Genomic DNA, 21299 nt, shown 5'->3' with positions numbered 1-21299 from the left:
GGTTACGATCAGGTGGAGCAAAGGAGGGATCCGCGTGCCGACGGACAGGCCGGATCAGGGGGCCGTATTTTTGAGGCTCCAGCACGTATCGAAGACGTTCCCCGGCGTGAACGCGCTCGAGGACATCAGCTTTGACGTACACCGCGGCGAGGTGCACGCGCTGATCGGGGAGAACGGCGCGGGGAAATCGACGCTCATCAAGGTCATGTCGGGCGTGTACCAGCCCGACCCCGGCGCGGTCATCGAGATCGAAGGCCGGCGCGTGGATCACCTGACGCCGATCGAGGCCATGCGCCGCGGCATCATCGTAATCTTCCAGGACTTCTCTCTGTTTCCGACGCTGTCGGTCAAGGAGAACATCGCCTTCAGCGAGCAGGTGGACAAGCGCCGCCGGCTCGTCAACTGGCGCGAAATCGACGCGACCGCGAAAAAGGCGCTTGCCGAGCTCGGTGTAGACATCGACCTGGACGCCCGGCTGAACACGCTGTCCACCGCCAAGCAGCAACTGATCGCCATCGCGCGCGCGCTGGTGTACGACGCGAAGCTGCTCGTCATGGACGAGCCTACGTCCGCGCTGTCGAGTAGCGAGGTGGAGGCGCTGTTCAAGATCGTCGAACGCTTGAAGGCGCGCGGCATGGGCATCATCTTCATCAGCCACAAGCTGGACGAGCTGTTTAGGATCGCCGACCGCATGACGGTGCTGCGCGACGGCCGGCTGGTCGGCGGTGCGCCCACGTCCGAGATGACCCGCTCGCGGCTGATCTCGATGATGGTCGGGCGCGAGATCGTCGAGGAACACCTGCCGGCCAAGCAGGTGCGCGAGACGATCCTGACCGTGCGCCACATCACCAAGCGCGGCAACTTCGAGGACGTCTCGTTCGAGCTTCGGCGCGGCGAGGTGCTGGGCATTACCGGCCTCGTGGGCGCGGGCCGCACCGAGATGGTGCGCGCGCTGTTCGGGCTCAACCACCCCGACAGCGGCGAGATCTTTTTAGAAGGCAAGCGAATATCGCCGAGGTCGCCCGCCGAAGCGCAGGCGCTGGGCATCGCGTTCGTGCCCGAATCGCGCCAGACCGAGGGGTTGGTACTCGAGCAAAGCGTCGAGGGCAACATCACCTTGCCCATCCTGAAAACCCTGGTGGGCCGTCTGGGGCTGATCGACGCCGGGGCGCGCCGGGAGAAGGCTGCGCAGTTGATTAAGCAGCTGAACGTGCGCCCGCCCTACCCGCACATGGACGCGCTCAAGCTGTCGGGCGGCAACCAGCAGAAGGTCGTGGTCGCCAAGTGGCTGGCGACAAGCCCCAAGGTGCTGATCGTCGACGAGCCCACCAACGGCATCGACGTGGGTTCGAAGTCGGAGATCCACCACCTGCTGCGCGACCTCGCCGACCGGGGCATGGCGGTCATCATGGTGTCGAGCGAGCTGCCCGAGATATTCTCGATCAGCGATCGGATTCTGGTGATGCGGCGCGGCCGGATCACCGGCGAATTTGACGGCGCGACCGCCACCCAGGAAATGCTGATGGAGCGGGCCGTACTGACCGCGCCGGCGGTTTAGGAAAGGACGTGATGGGATGAAGCGCCTGTTTGCGCATAAAGAGGCATCGGTGCTGCTCATGCTGCTGGCGGTGATGCTGATTTCGTTCCTGTTCAACAACACGTTCCTCTCGTTTGAAAACCTGATGGACGTGATCAAGTCCAACGCGGTGCTGGGCATTTGCGCGATGGGCATGCTGCTCGTCATCATCACCGGCGGCATCGACGTGTCGATCGGCGGCCAGTTGGCGCTGATTACCGTGCTGACCGGCCAGATGATGAAGGCGACCGGCATCGGCAGCATGCTTATGTGGTATGCGGTCGGCATCGCGATGGGCGCGCTGCTGGGCCTCGCGAACGGTTTGATGGTGTCGCGGCTTCAGCTGCCGCCGATCATCGCCACGCTCGGGCTCAACTCGGTCATCCGCGGCTTCTTGCGCTACTACACCAACGGCACCTGGATCAACCAACTGCCCGACCGGGTGGGCGAGTTCGGCATGTTCAAGCTGTTCGCCTTTCGCAGCGACGCCGGGGCCGAGATCGGCGTGCCGATCCAGTTTCTGCTGTTCGCGCTGGCGATGGCCGCGACCTGGTTCCTGATCCGGCGCACGATGCTCGGACGGTCGATCATGGCCATGGGCGCGAGCAAGGTGGCGGCCGAGCGCATCGGCCTGAACACCCATCGGCTCACCGCGCTGGCCTACGTGTTCAGCGGCATGATGGCCGGCTTCGCGGCCATCACCTACACCTCGATCATGAAGTCGGTCGACCCCAATGCGTTCATCGGCTACGACCTGAACGTCATCGGCGCGGTGGTGCTGGGCGGCGCGCTGCTGTCGGGCGGCTCGGGCTCGGTTCCGGGTACCTTCCTGGGCGTGATGCTGTTTGGGGTCATCTCAAACGGCCTGACGCTGGCCCGCATCTCGGCCTACTGGCAGTCGATCATCGTGGGCACGATCATCCTGGTCGCGGTCAGCTTCGACATGATTAAGCTCAAGCGCGAGGAACAGCGCCGCACCAAGGTTGACATCGAGGTCGTCACGGCCGGCAAGGAGGGTTTGCGATGAAACTGACCGATCATTTGAAGCGCAACCGCACGCAGTACTTCCTGCTGGTCTTTTTGCTGGCGCTGATCGCGCTGATGAGCGCGCTGGCCCCGGGCAAGTTCCTGAGCGTCAAGAATTTCAAGAACATGGGCTTTCAGATGGCCGAGTTTGGCATCCTGGCGCTCGGCATGAGCGTGGTCATCATGACGGGCGGCATCAACCTGTCGCTGGTCAATTCGGCGATGCTGTCGGCCATCGTGGGCTCGGTCGTGATGCGCGCGCTGTACGCGGGCGGCAGCGGCATGCCCGACGTGCCGGTCATCATCATCGGCATCGCGGTGGTGCTCATGGTGTCGGTGCTGTGCGGCCTGGCCAACGGCTTCTTCGTGGCCTATGTGGGCGTGGTGCCTCTCTTGGTCACGCTGGGCACGCAGACGGTGTTCGACGGCGTGTCGCTCAACATCACGCGCGGCTCGGCCATCTCGGGGCTGCCCAAGTTGTTCACCCGCATCGGCGCAGGCTCGGTGTTCGACATCCCCTACACGATGCTGATCTACCTGGCGATGATCCTGATCGCCTACCTCCTGATCGAGCGTACGCCCTGGGGCGTCAGCGTGTATATGCTGGGCGGCAATGAGAAGGCCACCCGCTTCAGCGGCATCAACACGCACAAGTCGATCCTCAAGGTGTACGTGTTCTCGGCCGTGATGGCCGGCATCGCGGGCATCCTGATGACCTCGCGCTACAACTCGGCCCGGGCCGACTACGGCGTCAGCTACACGATGCAGTCGGTCGCGGCCACGGTGCTGGGCGGCACGGCCATCACCGGCGGCAGCGGGCACGTGCTGGGCACGGTGATCGCGGTGGCCATCTTGCAGGTGATCTCCTCGGGCTTCAACATCATCGGCCTCAACCGAAACATCACCGACATCGTGACCGGTCTGATTTTGATCGGCGTGCTGTCGATCAACTACCTGACCACGCGCGATCGGTTCAAGAAAGCCGCCGCCAAGGTGTAGCGGTAATCCCTTTGGGTCTCATACCGACCGCCCGGGCAAGCGGTCGGGTCGGGATACACAATAACGTAAAGGAGCAAGAGAACCATGAAGAAAACCCTGGCATTGATTCTGGTGTTGCTCATGTCCCTGTCCGCCGCCGCGTTCGCGGAGACCATCGTCGTCATGCCCAAGCTCGTGGGCATTCCCTACTTCAACGCCTCCGAAACCGGCGCGATCGCGGCCGGCGAGGAACTGGGCATCGACGTCAAGTACGTCGGCCCCACCCAGGGCGACGCCGCCCTGCAGGTGCAGATGATCGAGGACCTGCTGACCAGCGGCATCGACTGCCTGGCCATCGCGCCCAACGATCCCGACGCCGTGTCGCCCGCGCTGCAGAAGTGCATCGAGGACGGCGTGCTGGTGGTGGACTGGGACACCACCGCCAACGGCGATGACGTGACCTACTCGATCCACCAGATCGACGACACGCTGTACGGCCAGGTCATCTGGGACAAGCTGGTCGAGGCCATGGGCACCGAAGAGGGCGAGTACGCCATCGTGACCGGCTACCTGACCGCCGCCAACCTCAACACCTGGATCGACGCCGGCAAGGCCTACGCCGCCGAGCGCTATCCGAACCTCAAGCTGGTCGCCGATCCCATTCCGTCGGACGAGTCGGCCCAGGAAGCCTACACCCAGACGCTGGCGCTGATCTCCACCTACCCGAACCTCAAGGGCATCGTGGGCGTCTCCACCCCCGCCCCCATCGGCGCGGCCATGGCGGTGCAGGAGAAGGGCCTCCAGGACAAAATCGCGGTCGTCGGCTCCTCGATGCCGACCGACTCCGCCCCCTACCTCAAGGACGGCTCGCTGGACTTCGGCATTCTGTGGGATCCGGGCATGCTGGGCCGCCTGACGGTGTTCGTGGCGCACTATAAGCTGGGCGGCACCGAGATCACCGACGGCATGGAAGTCCCCGGCGTCGGCAAGATCACGCTCAAGGAAGACGGCAAGACCATCATCATGGGGCCCCCCTCGGTCTGGACCGCCGAGAACGTGGACAACTACAAGTTCTAAACCGATTTAAAGCGAACCCAAGGCGCCCCGCGCGGACGATGCCCAGTCCGCGCGGGGCGCTTTACGCGCGGGTGAAGCGCGGACAGAAATTAACAATCCGAGGCGTCGGTTGAGGCTTTACAAACAACCCGGTTTCTGCTATAATACAATCTGTTCGTGAGACGCCGATCGAACGAGGGGCATTAGCGCAGTTGGTAGCGCGTTTGAATGGCATTCAAAAGGTCAGGGGTTCGACTCCCCTATGCTCCACCACAATTTGTCTGAAAACGCCAGTTTTCGGACAAATTTTTTATGTCAATTAACTGTCGGGCAGTCCGAAAAGCCCGATAATCGCGGAGAAAAGGGTTCTCCGACCCCTCAACCGGCCCGTTTTGCCTGGTTTTTGGCCCTTAGGTACATAAGAATGCCCGGGACGTCGCCGGGATTGGGCGTCGTAAGCTTGATTGATCTTCTGAGATTGTACGTCAGGGAACTGAGCGCGATTTCGGCTGTCACTTTCTCCTTGCCCCGGCAGAAGAAATAGCAGGCGCCGTCCGCCCACTAGACCGTTCCAAACGGGTGCTCCGACAGCTCTTTTCGCAGCTGCTGCTTTTGCATGTCGCGGCGGATGGTCAGCTTCGGAGTATCAAAGCAAACCATAATCGTTTTTGGCCTTTCAATCTATACTTTTCTACGTGTATTGTCCTTATTCTTTAAGTACCTCGGCCTAAACGGGGAAATTGAGATATTAAAGATAAAGCTGCGCACAAAGTCATACCGGTTAAACGGTGCAAAGGGTGCAAAGTAGGGAACTCCAAAGCTCTCTATCTGCAAGAGGAGAGCGGCGGCCCACCGCGAAAGTATTACTCTCTCACAGACCTTGGACGAGAGACCTATCGTACTGACCGGGCAGAGTATCTCAAATTCGCCCATGCTATCTTGGTTTTGTTGGAGGAGGATGACCATGACAAAGACTGAATTTCTGTCAAGGCTCACTTCTGAGCTCGGCAAAAATAGAATAACCGATGCCTCGGACATCGTCGGCGAATATGAGCAGCACTTCGCCTTCAAGCTGGCGGACGGGTTTTCCGAGGAAGAAATCTGCGCGAAGCTGGGAAACCCTGCATTGCTGGCCGCACAGTTCGAGGCAAGCGCCGACACCGCAAAAAGTGGTGGCTGGCGGGGTACCACCGTCATCGGTCTTTGCTTCGCAGATCTTTTTGCCGGATTGTTTTTTGCGCTGCTGATCGCCTGGGGAATTGTCATGGCGGCATTTTCTCTTGCCTGTGGTACGCTTTCCGTTTGCTTGTTCGGCGGATTGAATCTCTATGCCATCATTCCGCCCATGCCCTATTGGTGCGGTGCGGTGTTCGGATTTTCCCTTGCTGCGCTGGCGGTACTGGCCGCTGCCGGAACAATGTATTTCGCGGCTTTTTTACGGCAGTTCATGCGCTCTTTCGGACGTTTTCAGCATAATGCACTGGCCGCGGCCTCCGGCAGCGCAGTTTTGCCCGCGCTGGCCATTGCGCCACAGCTCTCTGCGAAAGTCAACCGCCGTATCCGTTCCGTGGCGCTGGTTTCCCTTGCAATCTTTGCCGCCTGCTTTGTGTTGGGAATGATCGTTTCCATGCTGAGCGCCGGTGGGCTCCCGTTCTGGCACATCTGGGGCTGGTTTGGATATGCGGCTTAAAACAAGGAAGGTGCCGTTATGTATGGACTTGACGCATTGGCATTTGCCTTTTTCTGCGGGATCAATGCTTTAGCATACCAGCTATGCCGTTCGTATTCCGAGTATGCTTCTGCGGGAGGGAACGTGTTGCCATCGCAACAAGCCGGTGCTGCGAAAGCGACATAAAAAAAGCTGGTGCTTGGAGCGGGACATGTTGGTACGGGCATGGCAAACAACTGCCTAAAATCAGGGGGTGCTAGAATTGAATACAATCGTGATTACCGGCGCCACTTCCGGCATCGGTTTGGAAAGCGCACGCATTTTAGCCCGAAACGGCCATCAAATCCTCGGAGTTGGGCACTGCAAGGCCAACTGTGACAAGGCGAAAACAACACTTCTTGCCGATAACCCCGATGCAAAAGTCACGTTCTTTATGGCTGATCTCATGCAACAGCGGGAGGTTTTGCGATTTGCCGAGGAAATCAGAAGCTACCTTGGCGAACATTGCGAGGGCAAGCTGTATGCGCTCATCAACAACGCCGGTTGTGCCCGGAGTTGGTACATGACCACCGACGAGGGCTACGAACAGCAATTTGCTCTGAATTACCTGGCCGGTTTTCTGCTGACACATGAGCTGCTACCCTATTTGAAAGCGGCAAACGGAAGGGTCATCATGACAAGCAGCAAGTCTCACAAAGGCATCAAGGTGCATTGGGATGACGTTATGCTTCGCCGGGGCTATAACCCGCTGACCGCCTATAAGCAGTCGAAGCTGTGTGATCTGCTTTTTGCAAAGGGGCTGAATGACCGTTATTCAGATGTTGGAATCCATGCCTACGGTGTCGACCCGGGGCTGGTCAATACTGATATTGGTAATAAGGGTACCGGAGCTTTGGTCAACTTCATTTGGAAGCTGCGTAAGCGCCACGGTGTATCTCCGACGATACCGGCAAAGACCTATGCTCATCTGTGCGAGCAGGAACCAGCGCCACAGGGATTGTATTACGGTCTGTGCAAGGAACGGGTATACAGCAAAGAGGTCACCAGCGAAAACGCCAATCGCCTGTTTGTGCTCAGCGCGCGTCTTTGCGGCATTACATTTGGGAAGGAGAACGAGGGATGAACGTTATGATCACCGGCGCTGCCGGCGGCCTTGGACGGGCGCTTGCCAATGAATGCGGCAGACGCGGCTATAATCTCTTTCTGACGGATGTGAACGGGGATGGACTTCTTTGTATTCGGCGCGGCCTTGAGAGGCAGTTTGGTGTAACCGTGACGACGAAGGCTTGCGACCTCACCAGCAGCGACAGCGTCGACGAGATGTTGAAAGTCATCGACAAATACAACATCCGCTTTGATATGCTGCTAAACATAGCGGGCATGGATTTTGAGGGCGGTTTCTTAGGACGCGAGCGAGAAAAAATCGTGAAGATTGTCACGCTGAACGATGCCGCAACGCTCCGTATTACCCACGCTGTTTTTAAGCGGCGCAGAGAGGGCGGCCATTTTACCGCCGTGTTTGTGTCCAGTTTGGCATCCATGTTTCCCATGCCGCTCAAGGCGACCTATGCGGCGTCAAAACGGTTTTTGCTGGACTTTGCAACATCCCTTCGGCAGGAGCTAAAAGACCAGGATGCCAATGTGCTTACCTTGTGCCCCGGTGGTATGGTCACGACAAAGGAAGTAATGGAGGCCATCGCAGCGCAGGGTTTTATAGGCGATATTACGACGAATCCCTTGGAAGTGGTGGCTCGCAAAACGCTGGATCGCGCACTTGCGGGAAAGGCGCTCTACATTCCGGGGGGAATAAACCGCACGCTTTCGTTTTTGGGGAAGTTTATCCCTCGTAATTGGGCTGCGGCCATCATCTATTGGCGCTGGAACAAGACGCAGAAAAAATGGCTGACCGGAGAAGCGACGACATTATACTTAGCCCGGTAGTTACACGGGAAATCAATGAATTGGCGATGAAATATGCGCATATGGAAGCGCTCGGCCGCCTGGGTCTGCGTGTACGTCATGACACCGGGCAACGCGTCTACGCCCCGGTCAGCGTCGCGCCGCCTGACGCGTAAGGCGGATCGGTGATGACTGTACCGAATGGCGCGCCTGCCATATGCAGCATCGTGCACAGCGAGACCAGGCTGGCGGCGTCCTACGGCGTGTCTCGCACACCCATCCGCGAGGCGCTCGTCCGGTTCAGGGAGCATTACACCGACATCCTGCCCAGCCGCGGCTTCATGCTGCACAAGCCCGACGGGGAGGGCCTCGGCGTCGCGCGCCGCAAGGATTTTGGCGGCTGGATCTGCAGTTTCGCAACCGCATCGTCTCCTACCTGCACAACCCTTACTTCAACGACCTGTTCGCTGCCTCCCACTACCGCTTCTCCCCGCTGGCCGTCGAAGATTTCTTCCTCAAAAACCGGCACATCTCCACGCTCAAGGAACACGCCGCCATCATCGGCGCGCCAAAATCCGGCCTGCAAAACGCGCGGGCCCAGATGAAGCGCTGCGCCCAAGACGTGCGCCGACCCCGCAACCAGGCAAAACAGCGGAATATATATAAAATTCCCCTTTATTCCGGATTGGCATTAGATGAAGCCCCGCAATTGCCGCAAACATGTTGCGCCTCGTTCATAAATCCCGTAAAGGTTTGCCGCGGATGCGCCACAAAATCCCAGTATCATATAAGCCAGGCCATCTTGAAGAAGGAGGGATTTTTGCATGATCAATAAGCAAGGCCGCATTGGGTGGATGAAAAAGATGCTCATCGTTCTGGTGATCGGGGTTCTGGCCGTGTTGGCCTGGCCGACGATCCAGCAGTATTTGCCGGGGAGCGGCAGCGACGACCGCAGGGTTTCCGGCGAGACGCAGCGCGCCACAGGGAACCCGGGTACGAGCATGGGCGACATGGGCGCCGATACCAATACCCGCCCCGGCGGCAGCTACGGCACCGTCAAACGCGGCGGCATCAGTGTGAAGGTGTCCGGCTCCGGCAAGGTCGCGGCCGAGGACACGCGCCAGGTTTACAATGAAGCGGAAGGCCGCGTGAAGAACGTGGACGTGAAGGTCGGCGACACGGTGCAGGAGGGACAAATCCTGGTCCAGTTGGCCTCGGACGACATTGAGAACGAAATCGCCTCGCTGAACCGCACGCTGTTCGACGCACAGATCGCGCTGAGCGAGGTGCGCGACAGCGGGTCGGCCACCAGCATCTACTCGCCCGCGGCGGGCCGCGTCAAGATGATGAAGGCCGAGGTGGACGACGACGTGTCCACGCTGATGAAGCAATACAGCTACCTGTGCGTCATCAGCCGCGACGGCAAGATGAAGGTGGACTTCGTCCCCGCCCCGGGCGTCACATTCCACGCGGGCGACAAGGTGCATGTGTGGATCAAGAGCCAGGCCGTGGAGGGCACCGTAAGCCAGGCGGCGGGCCTGACCGGCGGAAACATCTCCGTAACGGTGCCTGACGACAGCTACGACGTGGGCGAGCCGGCCGTCGTGTCCACCTTGCTGGGCGAAAAACTGGGCGAGGGCACGCTGGCAGTCAACATGCCGATCCCGGTCACCGGCATCGGCGGCACCATTTCCTCCATCGCCTATGAAGAAAACGACACCGTCGGGTCCGGCTATAAGCTGTTCGGCCTCAGCGGCCGTACGCCGTCCGCCGACCTGCAGAAGGCGATTCTGGCCTACGATGAGGCGTGGACCAATATGACCAACGCCCAGAAAAAGCAGGACAACCTGCTGATCAGAAGCCCGCTCACCGGCGTGGTGACCGCCGTAGACGCCCAGGTCGGCGCGAAGCTCGAAGAGGGCAGCCCCGCGTTTACCGTGCAGAACACCGACAGCTACAAGGTGACCGCCGCGGTCGACGAGCTGTACATTACCCAGATCGTCCCCGGCCAGAGCGTGACGGTGGAGCTGGACGCGTATCCGAACCGCAAGTTCACCGCCACCGTGGATCGCATCAGCGGCGTGGGCACGGTGGAGGGCGGCGTGGCCACCTACGACGTAACCGTGACGCTGGACCCGAACCAGGGCGCTGAGTTCATGGACGGCATGACCGCGAACATCGAGGTGGCGACCATCGACAAGTCCTCCGTGCTGCTGGCCCCGGTGGAGGCGATCTCCACCAGCAACGGCCAGAACTACGTGACGTTGGCCTCCGGCGTGCAGCAGACGGTCACCACGGGCGAATCTGACGGCACCAACATCGAAATCCTGTCGGGCGTCAGCGAGGGCGACCAGGTGCTGTTGACTCGCTCCGCCGCCACAAACAACGTGGGTACATACAGCGGCGCGTCCGGTTCGCCCGGCGGCAATGCCCAGTCCCGCCAGAACCGCAGCGGCGCGATCATGATGCCTCCGGGTGGGTTTTGACCGATAAATCCCTGAAGGAGGCGATATCCCCTTGATTGATATGACCAACATATCCAAACGATACAAAATGGGCGGCGACACGATCGATGCGCTGGATCATGTGGACCTTCATGTCGCGGATCGAGAGTTCGTGGCGATCATCGGCCCGAGCGGATCAGGCAAGTCAACGCTGATGAACATCGTCGGCTGCCTGGACTACGCGGACGAAGGCAGCTACTTCCTCGACGGCGAGGATGTGTCAAAGCTGTCCGACCGCAACCTTGCGGTCATCCGCAACAGGAAGATCGGATTCGTGTTCCAGCAGTTCAACCTGTTGGGCAAGCTGTCCGCGTACGAGAACGTGGAACTGCCGCTGATCTATCAGGGCCTGACGGCCGCCGAGCGCAAGGCGCGCGTGGAGGAGGCGCTGATCCAAGTCGGGCTTAAGGAGCGCATGCGCCACAAGCCCAAGGAACTGTCGGGCGGTCAGCAGCAGCGCGTGGCCATCGCCCGGGCGCTCTCCACCCAGCCGGCGTTGATTCTGGCGGACGAGCCGACGGGCAATCTGGACAGCAAGTCCGGGCGCGAGATCATCGCGCTGTTCCATGAGCTGCACGCGCGGGGGAACACCATCATGCTGATTACCCATGACGAGAAGATCAGCATGGAGGCCGAGCGGCGCATGGCGATCTACGACGGGCGAATCATGGCCGCGGAGCACGACCGCGAGAGAGACGCAGCGGTAGACGACGGCGCGGTGGCTGAGGATGCCCGCGCGGCAAAGGAGGCGACGAGCGCGTGAAAATCGCACAGGCGGTGAAGATGGCGATGAAGGCCATCGCGGGCAACAAGATGCGCTCGTTTCTGACGATGCTGGGCATCATCATCGGCGTGCTGTCGGTCACGGTGCTGGTGGGCATCGTGCAGGGCGCGACAAGCCAAATCACCGATCAGCTATCAAACCTGGGCACGAACATGATCTCGGTCAGCATGCGCGGCCGGCGCACACAGACGCTCGAGCTGGACGAGATCATGAATCTGCGCGGTCAAGGCGCGATCGACATGACGGCGCCGGCGATCCAGTCGTCGATGGTGACGAAGGCGGGCGGCAACACGCACACGACGACGGTGTACGGCACCACCGACGGATACGACCTGATCCGGGGCTACAGCATTGCCCGAGGCCGGTTCCTGTCCCAGGCGGACGTATCGAACCGGAGCGCGGTCTGCATCGTGGGCGTGGACGTGGCAGACGAGCTGTTCGGCCAGCGGGGCGTGATCGGCGAATCGATTCGGATCGACGGGCGCGCGTACCAGATCGTGGGCCTGTTCGAGGAGAAGGGCTCGTCCATGGGCGTGAGCCAGGATGACATGGTGTGCATTCCGATCACGCTGGCGCAGCGCGTCTTCCGCAACACGCAGATCAGCACGTTTTACGCGACAACCTACACGGAGAACGACATTGACGCGGCGGTGAACCAGTTGAAGGCGTTCATGTTCCAGAAGACGAACGACTCCGACGCGTACAATGTGTACAGCCAGACACAGCTGCTGGAAACGATGAACGAGATGATCGGCACGATGACGCTGCTGCTGGCGGGCATCGCGGGCATCTCGCTGCTGGTCGGCGGCATTGGGATCATGAACATCATGCTGGTGTCGGTGACCGAGCGTACGCGCGAGATCGGCATCCGCAAGGCGGTGGGCGCGCAACGCCTTGACATCATGCTGCAGTTCATTGTGGAAGCGGTGGCGATCTCCGTCGCGGGCGGGCTGATCGGATTGGGGCTGGGATTTGCGGTAAAATACGCAGTCGCGCCAATCTTTAATCTGAACATGGTCATCTCGGCGGGCGTGTCGATGCTGGCGCTGGGTTTCTCGGTGGTGATCGGCGTGGTGTTTGGCAGCTACCCGGCGAGCAAGGCCGCAGGGCTCCTTCCCATCGAAGCCCTGCGCTACGAATAACATAGGCTGCGACGCGCGCCGCCGACAAAAGAGGGGCTTGCGCAGTATTGATATGCTCCCCCCAAAGGGCAGGCAAGCAAGCGGTCATGCCGCTGGATTTGGGGATGCGGCGAAATCTCCCGGTGAAATTTCACGCGGTCAGAAAATTGCCCTGGCATTTTTCCCGCGAATGCTCTGCAATGGTACACGCTTGCCGGGATGATAAAATGGCGGAGGTGACGGACTCAAATCCATTGGTGGCGACACCGTGCGGGTTCAAGTCCTACTCCCTCCGCCCTGAGAAAATCCCGTAGCTACGGGCTTTCAGGCTACGCGAGGCGAAAAACCCACTCGCCTGATGAATGCGCTCATGATGCCGATTGGCATGGATCGGCGCTCCCCTTGTGCGCTCTTACCGGCCTGCCCTCGATGTACCCGCGCGTGCCGACCGGCGCAAGCTGGAAGCGGGGACCGTCGTCGGCGGCCCAGTCCCAGCCGAAGCGGCGGGGGTCGAAGCGGTTGGCGGCTTCCCACACGGTCAGGACCGCCTGCTCGAACTGATCCTCCTCGAACGGTTCGCCCTGGAAGATGAGGTACTTGCAGGGCGGCAGCTCGATCAGGTCGAAGCCTTCGGGCACCGCGCCGCGGTAATCGACGGGCAGTTCGACGCCCTGGCAGTATTCGGACGTGCCGGGCTTGCGGTACTTTGCGGGCAGCCACAGGCCGATCGATTCGTACAGCGCGCCCTTGACGCTTTCGAGCACGCCCCACACCTCGCAGCCGACCTCCTCGCAGTACGCGAAGTACTCGGTGGCCTTTATGCCGCGCTTGAGCAGCAGCTTGCGCTCCGGGCGCTCGATCACCTGGGTGAATACGACGCTGGATGTCATGATGGATTTCCCTCCCCTTAGATGTTCATAGCGATTGCGGACCGGGTAATAGCAGAACAGCTCGATAGGCGGCGTTTCCCGGCGGTACCGATCGGGCGGCAGGCCGAACCGGCGCGAGAACGCCTTGGTAAATCCCTCGTGCGAGCCAAACGCGGCTTCGAGCGCGACGTCGAGCACGCTCCGGTCGGTGTCGCGCAGCGCCTTCGCCGCTTCCGACAGCCGGACTTCCCGGAGGTACTGGAACGGCGTCTTGCCGGTCAGCTGCGCGAACGCGCGCAGCGCGTGCCATGGCGAGTAGGCGGCCGCCTTCGCCAGATCCTTCAGGGAGAGCTCTTCCCGGAAGTTGCGCATGATGTATTCCTGCATGCGCTGCACGGCAGAGATCTTGGCCCAATCTTCGTTCATGTCCATCACCCGGGCATAGTGTAACATCTCGGGGAAGGGGGTGTCTTGACCGGGATTGCGCAACTCCCGTCCCGGCCCAGGCAATGGTTGCTACAGCTTCTCGCGCAGGTAGCCCAGGATGACGTCGTGCAGTTCGCGGCTCCAGAAGCTGCCCTCGTGCGGTGCGCCCTCGACCGTGATCGCCCGCGCGTCCACGCCGTGGGCCTGAAGCGCGCGGTACATCAGCACCATCTGCTCGTGGGGCACCACATCGTCCGCGTCGCCGTGTATGAGCAGCGCCGGAGGGTACGCCCGCCCCGGCGCCAGGTAATAAACCGGGCTCATATCGCGCATCACCGCGCGCATGTCCCGCCCGGCCGCCAGCGCGAGGAAGATGTCCTCCATGACCGGCGCGTCCGGGTCGGCGCCGTCCAGCATCTTCACGAGGTCCGTCGGGCCGAAGCATTCCACGACCAGGTTCACGGCGTCGGACTGATCGGCGTGCTCGCCGGTCTTGAAGGCGGGGTCGTCCGCGGTCAGCCCCAGCAGCAGCGCGGTGTTGCCGCCGGAGGAGGTGCCCCAGGCGCATATGCGGGAGGCGTCGATCGCGTACTCGTCCGCGTGCTTCTTGAGGAAGCGCACGGCGGTCTTGACATCCTGAATGTACGCCGGGAAGGGATGCCCGTCCAGGCAACTGCGGTGGGTCAGCGTGGCCACGGCGTAGCCGTTTTGGGCGTACCAGCCCAGTTGCGGCAACTGGTATCCGACGTTCGGGAACGTGAAGCCGCTGCCCTGGATGAACACGATCAGCGGCAGGCGTTCCCCGCGCTCCCGCGCGCCCCAGGGCAGCAGCAGGGTCAGCGCAACCTCCGCGCCGGCGGCGCTTGAATAGACGATGTTCGGCAGCGCTTCCGCCATCCCGGACAGGGAGGGGTTGCAGGCGATTCGTTGGATGTCGGGCTGGTTCATGGGAACTTCCTCCTGTTGTTTATGCTTGCATCCATCATAACAAATCATCAAGACAAATACAATCCCGGCGATTGCCCAGGGAAGACGCGCGTCTTATCTGCAGACGGCATTACAACGCTTCCGGGTTCTCGAACACCTTGCGCCCCATCATTCTCGCCCGTTCGAGCAGCTCTCGGTTGCGGATGTTGATCCCGCCGTATTCCGTAAGGCAATTCCAGACGATGTCGCAACCGAGCAGCTTTTCAAGCGCCTGCTGATAAACCGTATCGGAGATGGGATCGAAGCTGTGTTCGGCGACGACGGCGCTTGCCAGGTCGCGCGCCACCTGGTAGTCTACGTCGTTTTTATGCAGCACGCCGGTGATGAAGGGGATCCTCTTTTTCTGCAGCGTCCGGTAAGCCTCGACGCCCGTACCGCCGCCCGCGATCACGAATACGCGCGGCTCGCCCGCGGGCCGCTTCATTTCGATGCTCCCGAACAACGGGTTGTAGCTGCCGCCCTCGAGGCCGTAAAGCTCGCAAATGAGCTCGCGCCGGAAGATCTCTTTCGCATGGCCGTAGTGGGCGATGTATTCGCCCTTGACGCACAGCACGTCGTCCGAAATCCGCTGTGCCAAATCGAGCTCGTGCAGCGACAGGATGATGGCCATGCCGCGCGAGCGCGCCATATCCCGCAGGATGTCCAGCAGCTCCAGCTCGTAGCGTATGTCCAGGTAGGAGGTTGGCTCGTCCAGCACAAGGACCTCGGGCTGCTGGCAGATGGCCCGCGCGATCAATACGCGCTGGCGCTGCCCGTCGCTGATCCGCATGAAGTCGCGGTCCCTGAGGTCCGACACGTTGACCAGCGCCATCGCCTCGCGCACGGCGGCCCGGTCCGTCTCCCCGAGCACGCCCAGCGCGCCGGTATAGGGGTAGCGCCCCGCCTGCACGATCTCCTCGCAGGTCATCAGCTCCGTGCGCACCTTTTCCGTCAGCACGACGGACGCCCGGCGCGCAAGCTCGCGGTTCGCCATCTCCCCGACGGAGCGCCCGCCGATGTACACCGTGCCGGCGATGCTTTTGAGCTGCCGGGTGATGCTGCGCAGGATCGTGGACTTGCCGGAGCCGTTCGGGCCGATCAACGTCAGGATTCGGCCCTTGGGAAGCCGTATCTCGATGTCGCGGATCAGCGGCCGGCCGTTGTAGCCGACCGTCAGCTGATGGGTGGAAAAAAAGTAATCCATCGTCAATCCCTCGCGCGCCGTTTGAGCATCACGGCGATGACGACCGGCGCGCCGAACACGGCGGTTACCGAGCTGATGCTCAGCTCCAGCGGCGAAAACAGCGTCCGCGCAATCAGGTCGCAGCCGAGGCAGAAGACGGCCCCGCCCAGAAAGCACATGGGGACGACCAACAGCGGCCGCGATGTGTTCAGCAGCGCCTTGACCAGGTGTGGCACCGCGATGCCCACGAACGAGATCGGCCCCGCGAAGGCGGTCACGCAGGCGGACAGCACGCTGGAGAGCAGCACCAGCGCCACGCGGAACGCCCCGACGTTCACGCCCATGCTCTGCGCGTACGGCTCGCCGAGCTGGTATGCGCCGATGGGCTTCGAAAGCAGAAACACGAGCAGCGAGGTGGCGAGCACGACCGCGGCCATCACCCGCACGTCGCTCCAGGAGACGCCGGAGAAGCTGCCGCGCGACCAATTGTGGAGGTTGACGATGCTCGCGTCGTCGGCGAAGGTGACGATGAAGTCGGTGATGGCGGTGAAGATGTAGCCGAGCATCACGCCGCTGACGATCAGCGCCGCCGACCTGCGCATCTTTTGGGAGATCAGCAGCACAAAGCCCATCGAGAGCATCGCGCCCGCGAAGGCCGCCGCGATCAGCGCCACGGAGCCGACGCTGCGGTTCGCGCCGAGCACCAGCACCATCACCAGCGCCACCGTCAGCTTCGCGCCCGAGGAGATGCCCAGCACATACGGCCCCGCGATGGGATTGTTGAAGAATGTCTGCAACAGGAAGCCCGAAAGCGCCAGCGCGCCGCCCAGCAGGATCCCCGCGAGCATGCGCGGCAGGCGGATCTTCCAGATCACGCGGGTCAGCGTGTCGTCCCCCTCGCGCGCAAGCAGCGCGCGCAGCGTATCCGGAACCGACGCGCGCACGCTGCCCAGCAGCGCGCTCAGGCAGACCAGGGCCACAAACACCGCCAGCAGTGAGATCAGGACGATCGCGTATCGCGCGCGCCGCCCCTTGTCGGTCCGTTCCATGCCGTCTCCTTCTCTATTGGAGCTTGTACAGGTACTCGAGCGCCGTAAGCGCCGGGTCGTCGTTTTCGAGCATGCGGTTGATGTCCAGGATCATCCGCCCCAACTGCGTCGTCTCCTGAAACAGGTTTTTGTTCGTACACCAGACGTTCCCGTTTTGCACGGCCTTGAAATCCTTCAGCAGCGCGTTCTTGGCGATCAGCTCGTCCAGGGTCTTCAGCTCGCCGCCGATCGTGCTGTTGTAGACGATGAAGTCCGCGTCCTTGGCGGTCGCGTAGAACTTCTCCATCTCCAGCGTGACCGTGGAGGCGGCGGTTTCGGGATCGCCGAGGTCGTCAAAGACGTAGCTGCCGCCCGCGAGCTCGATCATCCGGGTGACGTAGTCGCCGGACTTGCGCGCGACGGCGTAGCCCGAGCTGCTGATGTAGAAAAACGCCACGGTCTTGCCGGTGGTCTCCTTGCTCGCGGCCTCGTTCAGGCATTCGGCCTGGCCGTTGAAAAGCGCCTCGGCCACGTCCTCCCGGTTGAGCAGCGCGGCGTAGAGCTTGAGCCATTCCGTCCGGCCCAGCGGATGCACTTCCAGGCTCGACCGGTCGACCAGCACCGGGATGCCCAAATCCTCGAGCTTCTCCCTGACCTGGGGCGCGTGGGCAATCATCAGCGATTCGACGGCCAGAGGGCAGCCCGAGGCGAGGATCAGCTCGTAGTCCGGCTCGCTGTATTTTCCGGCGAAGCGGATGTCGCCCGCCTCCATCGCCGCGCGCGCGTTCTCGTTGTACCAGCCCTCCGCCTTTGTGCCGGACAGGCCGACGGCGTCCAAGGCGTCCAGCGCGTCGAACAGGCACATGGCGGAGGTGGCGACGAGGTAGATGTCCGCGATGGGCTGGCGGAGCACCGCGATGTCCGCGTCAATGCCGTCCGGCGCCCGCGCCCCCTCCGGTACCGTCAGAAAGCGGCTGCCGTCGGCGAGGCGGATGAGCTTGTAGCCGCCCGCGTAGTAGTCCACGGAGAACTGCGAGGCGTATTCAAGCGCCATGCTGCGCTCGCGCTGCCAGCCGTTGCCCAGCCCGCCGCCTGCCCGCACGGGCTCGAGCGTCGCGGAATCGAACCGCAGGGTGTACTCGATCAGGTGCGGCTCGCTCATGGCCACCGTCTGCGCGCTGACCGGAATGTCGGCGTCCAGCGTTATGGGGATTTCAAAGGTGGCGTTGCCCTCCGCCTGCACCGGGTGGTAGGTCTCGCCGCCCACGACCATGTACTCGTAGTAGGGGCTGGACCACACGACCGTGGCGGTGACAACGCCGTCCGCGACCGTCAGCGCGGCGGGCGAGGCGACGCTCGCCCGGCCGGAGCCGCCGGTGAGCGTTGCCCGGACGGTATACCATCCGTCGGCGGGCAGCGCAGCAGCGCCCGCGCCGAGCGGCGCGAGCAGCAGGCAAAGCGCCACCAGCGCCCATCCAAGCCGCTTCATCGGCCTATCCCGCCGCGTCCGCTTCCGCGGGCATCAGCGCCTCGGCGGGCAGCGGCGCGGACTGAAACACCAGCACGCGGTCGTACCACTTTTCCTTCTTGATGCTCCAGGCGGCGCAGTCGATGCCCATGTCGAGCGCCTCCACCGGCACCTCGAAGGTGACGGCCTTCTCCGCGGTGACGACGCAGGGGATGTGGCTTTCCTCCGTGTCGGCGAGCGCCTGCTCGCCGGTGCCCATGTAGAGCTTGCCGTAGCCCTTGCCGCTCATGGTGATGACGCAGGTCATGGCCCCGTCCTTGACGGTCAGCTGCGCGTCCACCACGCGGAACATCGACGAGCTCGACGAAACGGCGATGGCGTAGGTGCCTTCCGCGATCTGATCGGCGTAGAGGGGCCGCGCCTGCGGCGTTGCGACCGGCGCGGCCGTTGCGACCGGCTCGGCGAGGCCTGCCGACGGCAGCGCGGCCAGCAGCAAAAGCGCCAGAATAAACGTCCATTTTTTCATGTGATGCTTCCCTTCCGCTTCCGGACGCCCCCGCGCGCGCCGAGCCCCCCGTCGCGCGCGGAGCGTTGCTGATTACCGCGCCATGGCGGCGGCCGCGTGCTCGACGAACATCTGCCCGATGGCGGCGTTCTGGCCCAGGCCCTCGAGGACGCATTCCACCTCAAAGCCCGCCTTGGTGAACACGGACTTCCAGGAATCCTCCTCGTCGCCGGCCATGTCGTTGTTGGCATGGTCGCCCGCCACGATCATCAGCGGCAGCAGCACGACCTTGGCCGCGCCGCTCGCCTTGACCGCTTCGAGCACATCCCCGACGGTCGGCTCGGCCTCCACCGTGCCGATGAAGTAGTTGGCGTGGCCCGCGTCCTTAAGCCTCTGCTGCAGCTTGGCGTAGGTCGCGTTGGACGCGTGCTCGGTGCCGTGGCCCATGAACACGATGGCCGTGCCGTCCGCGTCGTAATCGGCGGTTCCGGCGGTGATGGCGGCGACGACCCCGTCATAGTCCGCATCCGAGACGAGGAGCGGCTCACCGATTTTGAAGCTGTCAAATCTGTCCTTGTAGGGCGCGACCTCGGCGACCACGTCGTCGTACTCGAAGCCGTTCATCACATGCGTGGGCTGGATCACGACGTCCTTGACGCCGCCTTTCACCAGGCGGTCCATGGCCTCGGTGACGTTGTCGGTCTCAAGCCCGTCGCGCTGCTTGAGGATGTCGATGATGATCTGGCTGGTGAAGGCGCGGCGCACCTCATACGCGGGGTAGGCCGCCTGCAGCGCGCTCTCGATCGCGCCGATGGTAACGTCGCGGCTGTCGTTGTAGCTGGTGCCAAAACTCACCGCCAGCAGCACCGGCTTCGCCGCCGTGTCCGCCAGGCCGCTTGCCGCGACCGACAGCAGCAGTGTGAGCGCCAGGACGAGGGCCAGGATACCTTTGAGCTGTGTCATAAGTCGTTCCCTCCATGTTTGTGTATTTGCCATCGCGAACACGCAAATCGCGTGTGGGCGGACAAAACAAACCCGTTCGCATCCTGCGCTGCGAACGGGTTTGACAAACAACAAACAGGGGAGAACTCCGGCGCCCGGCCTTCACCCATGTCCATTGCTCCGGAGGTCCGCAGAGCTGAACACGCCGCGCGTTGCGCGGCGGGAGACAGGCAAGTATTCTGGCTTATCGCCTGCCCCCTGAGGGGGCCGTCCTCGGACGCCTTCCCGGATCGCTCCAGTGGCATCGTGCCCGAAAACCCCGGCGAATTACAGCAACGGCCTTGCGCGGGATTCACACCCGACTTCCATGACCTGTTCCCGATATTCAATTACACAGAGCATATCACAGCGGTATATGGATGTCAACAGGGCAATCGCGCCAGGCCGCGGTCGGAAGCGATTTCTGGAAATCTGGAAATCACCGACTCCGCCACAGAAGTCCCCTTTACAGAAAATATTGAAAACTGCTGAGCTTGGAGTAATATGTATGATGGATTTCCGGGGACTACAAAAGCGCCGCTCGGTTCGAGCGACGCTTTTGTAATCAGTCCATTTCTGGACCGAGATTTGAAAGCTCCCCACATATTCGCATGAGGATTAGTTTTGTTCGGGTATCAACCTTTTGCCCGATCTCATTCATATATACCTCAAATTCCTCAGCCGGGGCAGGGAGGTTATCCAGGAGCGAACCTTCCGGCACGAACGCCCCTTGAAAAACACTTTCAAGCGGGATGCAAAGTACCTGACATAAGTCCGCCAGACGGTCTATGTTGGGCTTAATCGCACCGCGTTCGATTTTGCCATAATAGGCTTGTGTTATCCCAGCGCGTTCGGCAACATCGACTTGAAGCAGGTCGAGCCGTCGCCGCGCATTCTTGAGATGTGAGCCAATCACTTGATAGCTGACCACCGCAGCAATCACTCCTTCCTTGCTTATAGGATAGTGCATTTACAAGAAATGATGAAATCCGTATAATGGTATATAGGCTATTTTTGTGCTCATTTGAGAGAATAATTTCTACCATCATAGGGACTTTAATATTCCTCGCGATGGTATATATGCTGCTATTCAACGTGCACAATTTATATGCATCATGAACAACGATGATTGAACGGGTTTGTTTGCGTTGGCGGCGAATTGGTGGTCATTTAAGGAGGGTTTGAAAGCGCCATGGCGATGGTCGAAGAAGATTTTCCAGACAAGACAATAGTGAGCCCAATGATTGAGCTCACTATTCA

At 61.5% G+C, this 21299-nt stretch carries 19 protein-coding genes, 1 tRNA gene, 1 pseudogene and 1 riboswitch; of the genes and pseudogenes, 13 read left to right on the top strand and 8 right to left on the bottom strand.

The genetic code is table 11. The features are described 5' to 3' along the window. The first annotated feature begins 34 nt into the window (after window positions 1-34). From ACH6CV_RS01080 to ACH6CV_RS01025, 12 genes are all read left to right on the top strand, one after another. Window positions 35-1558, top strand: a complete 1524-nt coding sequence (locus ACH6CV_RS01080) for a sugar ABC transporter ATP-binding protein (protein WP_456356303.1) — start codon at window positions 35-37, stop codon at window positions 1556-1558. Between the two features lie 16 nt (window positions 1559-1574). Beyond that, window positions 1575-2603, top strand: coding sequence for an ABC transporter permease (locus tag ACH6CV_RS01075; RefSeq protein ID WP_456356302.1), 1029 nt, complete (start codon window positions 1575-1577; stop codon window positions 2601-2603). Continuing rightward, window positions 2600-3601, top strand: coding sequence for an ABC transporter permease (locus ACH6CV_RS01070; protein ID WP_456356301.1), 1002 nt, complete (start codon window positions 2600-2602; stop codon window positions 3599-3601). Before ACH6CV_RS01075 ends, ACH6CV_RS01070 begins: the two co-directional genes overlap by 4 nt. 84 nt (window positions 3602-3685) lie before the next feature. Further along, window positions 3686-4657: an autoinducer 2 ABC transporter substrate-binding protein gene (locus ACH6CV_RS01065; protein WP_456356300.1), complete on the top strand. Its 972-nt coding sequence runs from the start codon at window positions 3686-3688 to the stop codon at window positions 4655-4657. Window positions 4658-4833: 176 nt separating this feature from the next. After that, window positions 4834-4909 (top strand) — tRNA-Ala (locus ACH6CV_RS01060). A 691-nt stretch (window positions 4910-5600) separates the two neighbouring features. Continuing rightward, entirely contained in the window at window positions 5601-6326 is a 726-nt protein-coding gene (locus tag ACH6CV_RS01055; protein ID WP_456356299.1) for a DUF1700 domain-containing protein, read from the top strand. A 241-nt stretch (window positions 6327-6567) separates the two neighbouring features. Next, a complete protein-coding gene (locus ACH6CV_RS01050; RefSeq protein WP_456356298.1) occupies window positions 6568-7428 on the top strand; it encodes an SDR family NAD(P)-dependent oxidoreductase in 861 nt (286 codons plus the stop codon). Further along, window positions 7425-8246 (top strand): SDR family NAD(P)-dependent oxidoreductase, encoded by an 822-nt coding sequence (locus ACH6CV_RS01045; protein ID WP_456356297.1) that lies wholly within the window; start codon window positions 7425-7427, stop codon window positions 8244-8246. The genes ACH6CV_RS01050 and ACH6CV_RS01045 overlap by 4 nt, the downstream gene beginning before the upstream one ends. Window positions 8247-8421: 175 nt before the next feature. Continuing rightward, on the top strand, window positions 8422-9039 hold the full coding sequence (locus ACH6CV_RS01040; RefSeq protein ID WP_456356296.1) for a hypothetical protein: 618 nt from the start codon (window positions 8422-8424) through the stop codon (window positions 9037-9039). Continuing rightward, on the top strand, window positions 9029-10690 hold the full coding sequence (locus ACH6CV_RS01035; RefSeq protein ID WP_456356295.1) for an efflux RND transporter periplasmic adaptor subunit: 1662 nt from the start codon (window positions 9029-9031) through the stop codon (window positions 10688-10690). The genes ACH6CV_RS01040 and ACH6CV_RS01035 overlap by 11 nt, the downstream gene beginning before the upstream one ends. A gap of 31 nt (window positions 10691-10721) precedes the next feature. Beyond that, window positions 10722-11471 (top strand): ABC transporter ATP-binding protein, encoded by a 750-nt coding sequence (locus ACH6CV_RS01030; RefSeq protein ID WP_456356294.1) that lies wholly within the window; start codon window positions 10722-10724, stop codon window positions 11469-11471. Beyond that, window positions 11468-12634 (top strand): ABC transporter permease, encoded by a 1167-nt coding sequence (locus ACH6CV_RS01025; protein WP_456356293.1) that lies wholly within the window; start codon window positions 11468-11470, stop codon window positions 12632-12634. The genes ACH6CV_RS01030 and ACH6CV_RS01025 overlap by 4 nt, the downstream gene beginning before the upstream one ends. 347 nt (window positions 12635-12981) lie before the next feature. Here ACH6CV_RS01025 and ACH6CV_RS01020 read toward each other — a convergent pair whose 3' ends face one another. From ACH6CV_RS01020 to ACH6CV_RS01005, 4 genes are all read right to left on the bottom strand, one after another. Beyond that, a complete protein-coding gene (locus ACH6CV_RS01020; protein ID WP_456356292.1) occupies window positions 12982-13908 on the bottom strand; it encodes a helix-turn-helix transcriptional regulator in 927 nt (308 codons plus the stop codon). A 90-nt stretch (window positions 13909-13998) separates the two neighbouring features. Next, a complete protein-coding gene (locus ACH6CV_RS01015; protein ID WP_456356291.1) occupies window positions 13999-14856 on the bottom strand; it encodes a prolyl oligopeptidase family serine peptidase in 858 nt (285 codons plus the stop codon). A 109-nt stretch (window positions 14857-14965) separates the two neighbouring features. Next, window positions 14966-16078 carry an ABC transporter ATP-binding protein gene (locus ACH6CV_RS01010; protein WP_456356290.1) on the bottom strand — a complete coding sequence of 371 codons (1113 nt, stop codon included), beginning with the start codon at window positions 16076-16078 and terminating at the stop codon, window positions 14966-14968. 2 nt (window positions 16079-16080) lie between these two features. Further along, entirely contained in the window at window positions 16081-17106 is a 1026-nt protein-coding gene (locus ACH6CV_RS01005; protein ID WP_456356289.1) for a FecCD family ABC transporter permease, read from the bottom strand. A gap of 71 nt (window positions 17107-17177) precedes the next feature. Between ACH6CV_RS01005 and ACH6CV_RS01000 the strand changes: the two genes are divergently transcribed. Next, entirely contained in the window at window positions 17178-17225 is a 48-nt protein-coding gene (locus ACH6CV_RS01000; protein ID WP_456356425.1) for a hypothetical protein, read from the top strand. A 17-nt stretch (window positions 17226-17242) separates the two neighbouring features. On the opposite strand, the pseudogene ACH6CV_RS00995 reads toward ACH6CV_RS01000, so the two are convergent. From ACH6CV_RS00995 to ACH6CV_RS00980, 4 genes and pseudogenes are all read right to left on the bottom strand, one after another. Beyond that, a pseudogene (locus ACH6CV_RS00995) lies at window positions 17243-17950 on the bottom strand (ABC transporter substrate-binding protein); the annotation flags it as partial. A gap of 628 nt (window positions 17951-18578) precedes the next feature. Then, window positions 18579-19079, bottom strand: a complete 501-nt coding sequence (locus ACH6CV_RS00990) for a hypothetical protein (RefSeq protein WP_456356288.1) — start codon at window positions 19077-19079, stop codon at window positions 18579-18581. 72 nt (window positions 19080-19151) lie between these two features. After that, a complete protein-coding gene (locus tag ACH6CV_RS00985; protein ID WP_456356287.1) occupies window positions 19152-20021 on the bottom strand; it encodes a sirohydrochlorin cobaltochelatase in 870 nt (289 codons plus the stop codon). A gap of 191 nt (window positions 20022-20212) precedes the next feature. Continuing rightward, a riboswitch (cobalamin riboswitch) is annotated at window positions 20213-20391 on the bottom strand. A 213-nt stretch (window positions 20392-20604) separates the two neighbouring features. Then, entirely contained in the window at window positions 20605-20970 is a 366-nt protein-coding gene (locus tag ACH6CV_RS00980; RefSeq protein WP_456356286.1) for a helix-turn-helix domain-containing protein, read from the bottom strand. Window positions 20971-21299: the final 329 nt, after the last annotated feature.

Origin of the sequence: Anaerozeibacter quisquiliarum, assembly GCF_051162045.1 — a bacterium.
GTDB classification, from domain to species: Bacteria; Bacillota; Clostridia; order Christensenellales; family Aristaeellaceae; genus Anaerozeibacter; species Anaerozeibacter quisquiliarum.
Note: the sequence above shows the minus strand (reverse complement) of the source record. Positions and strands in the feature narration are given on the sequence as shown.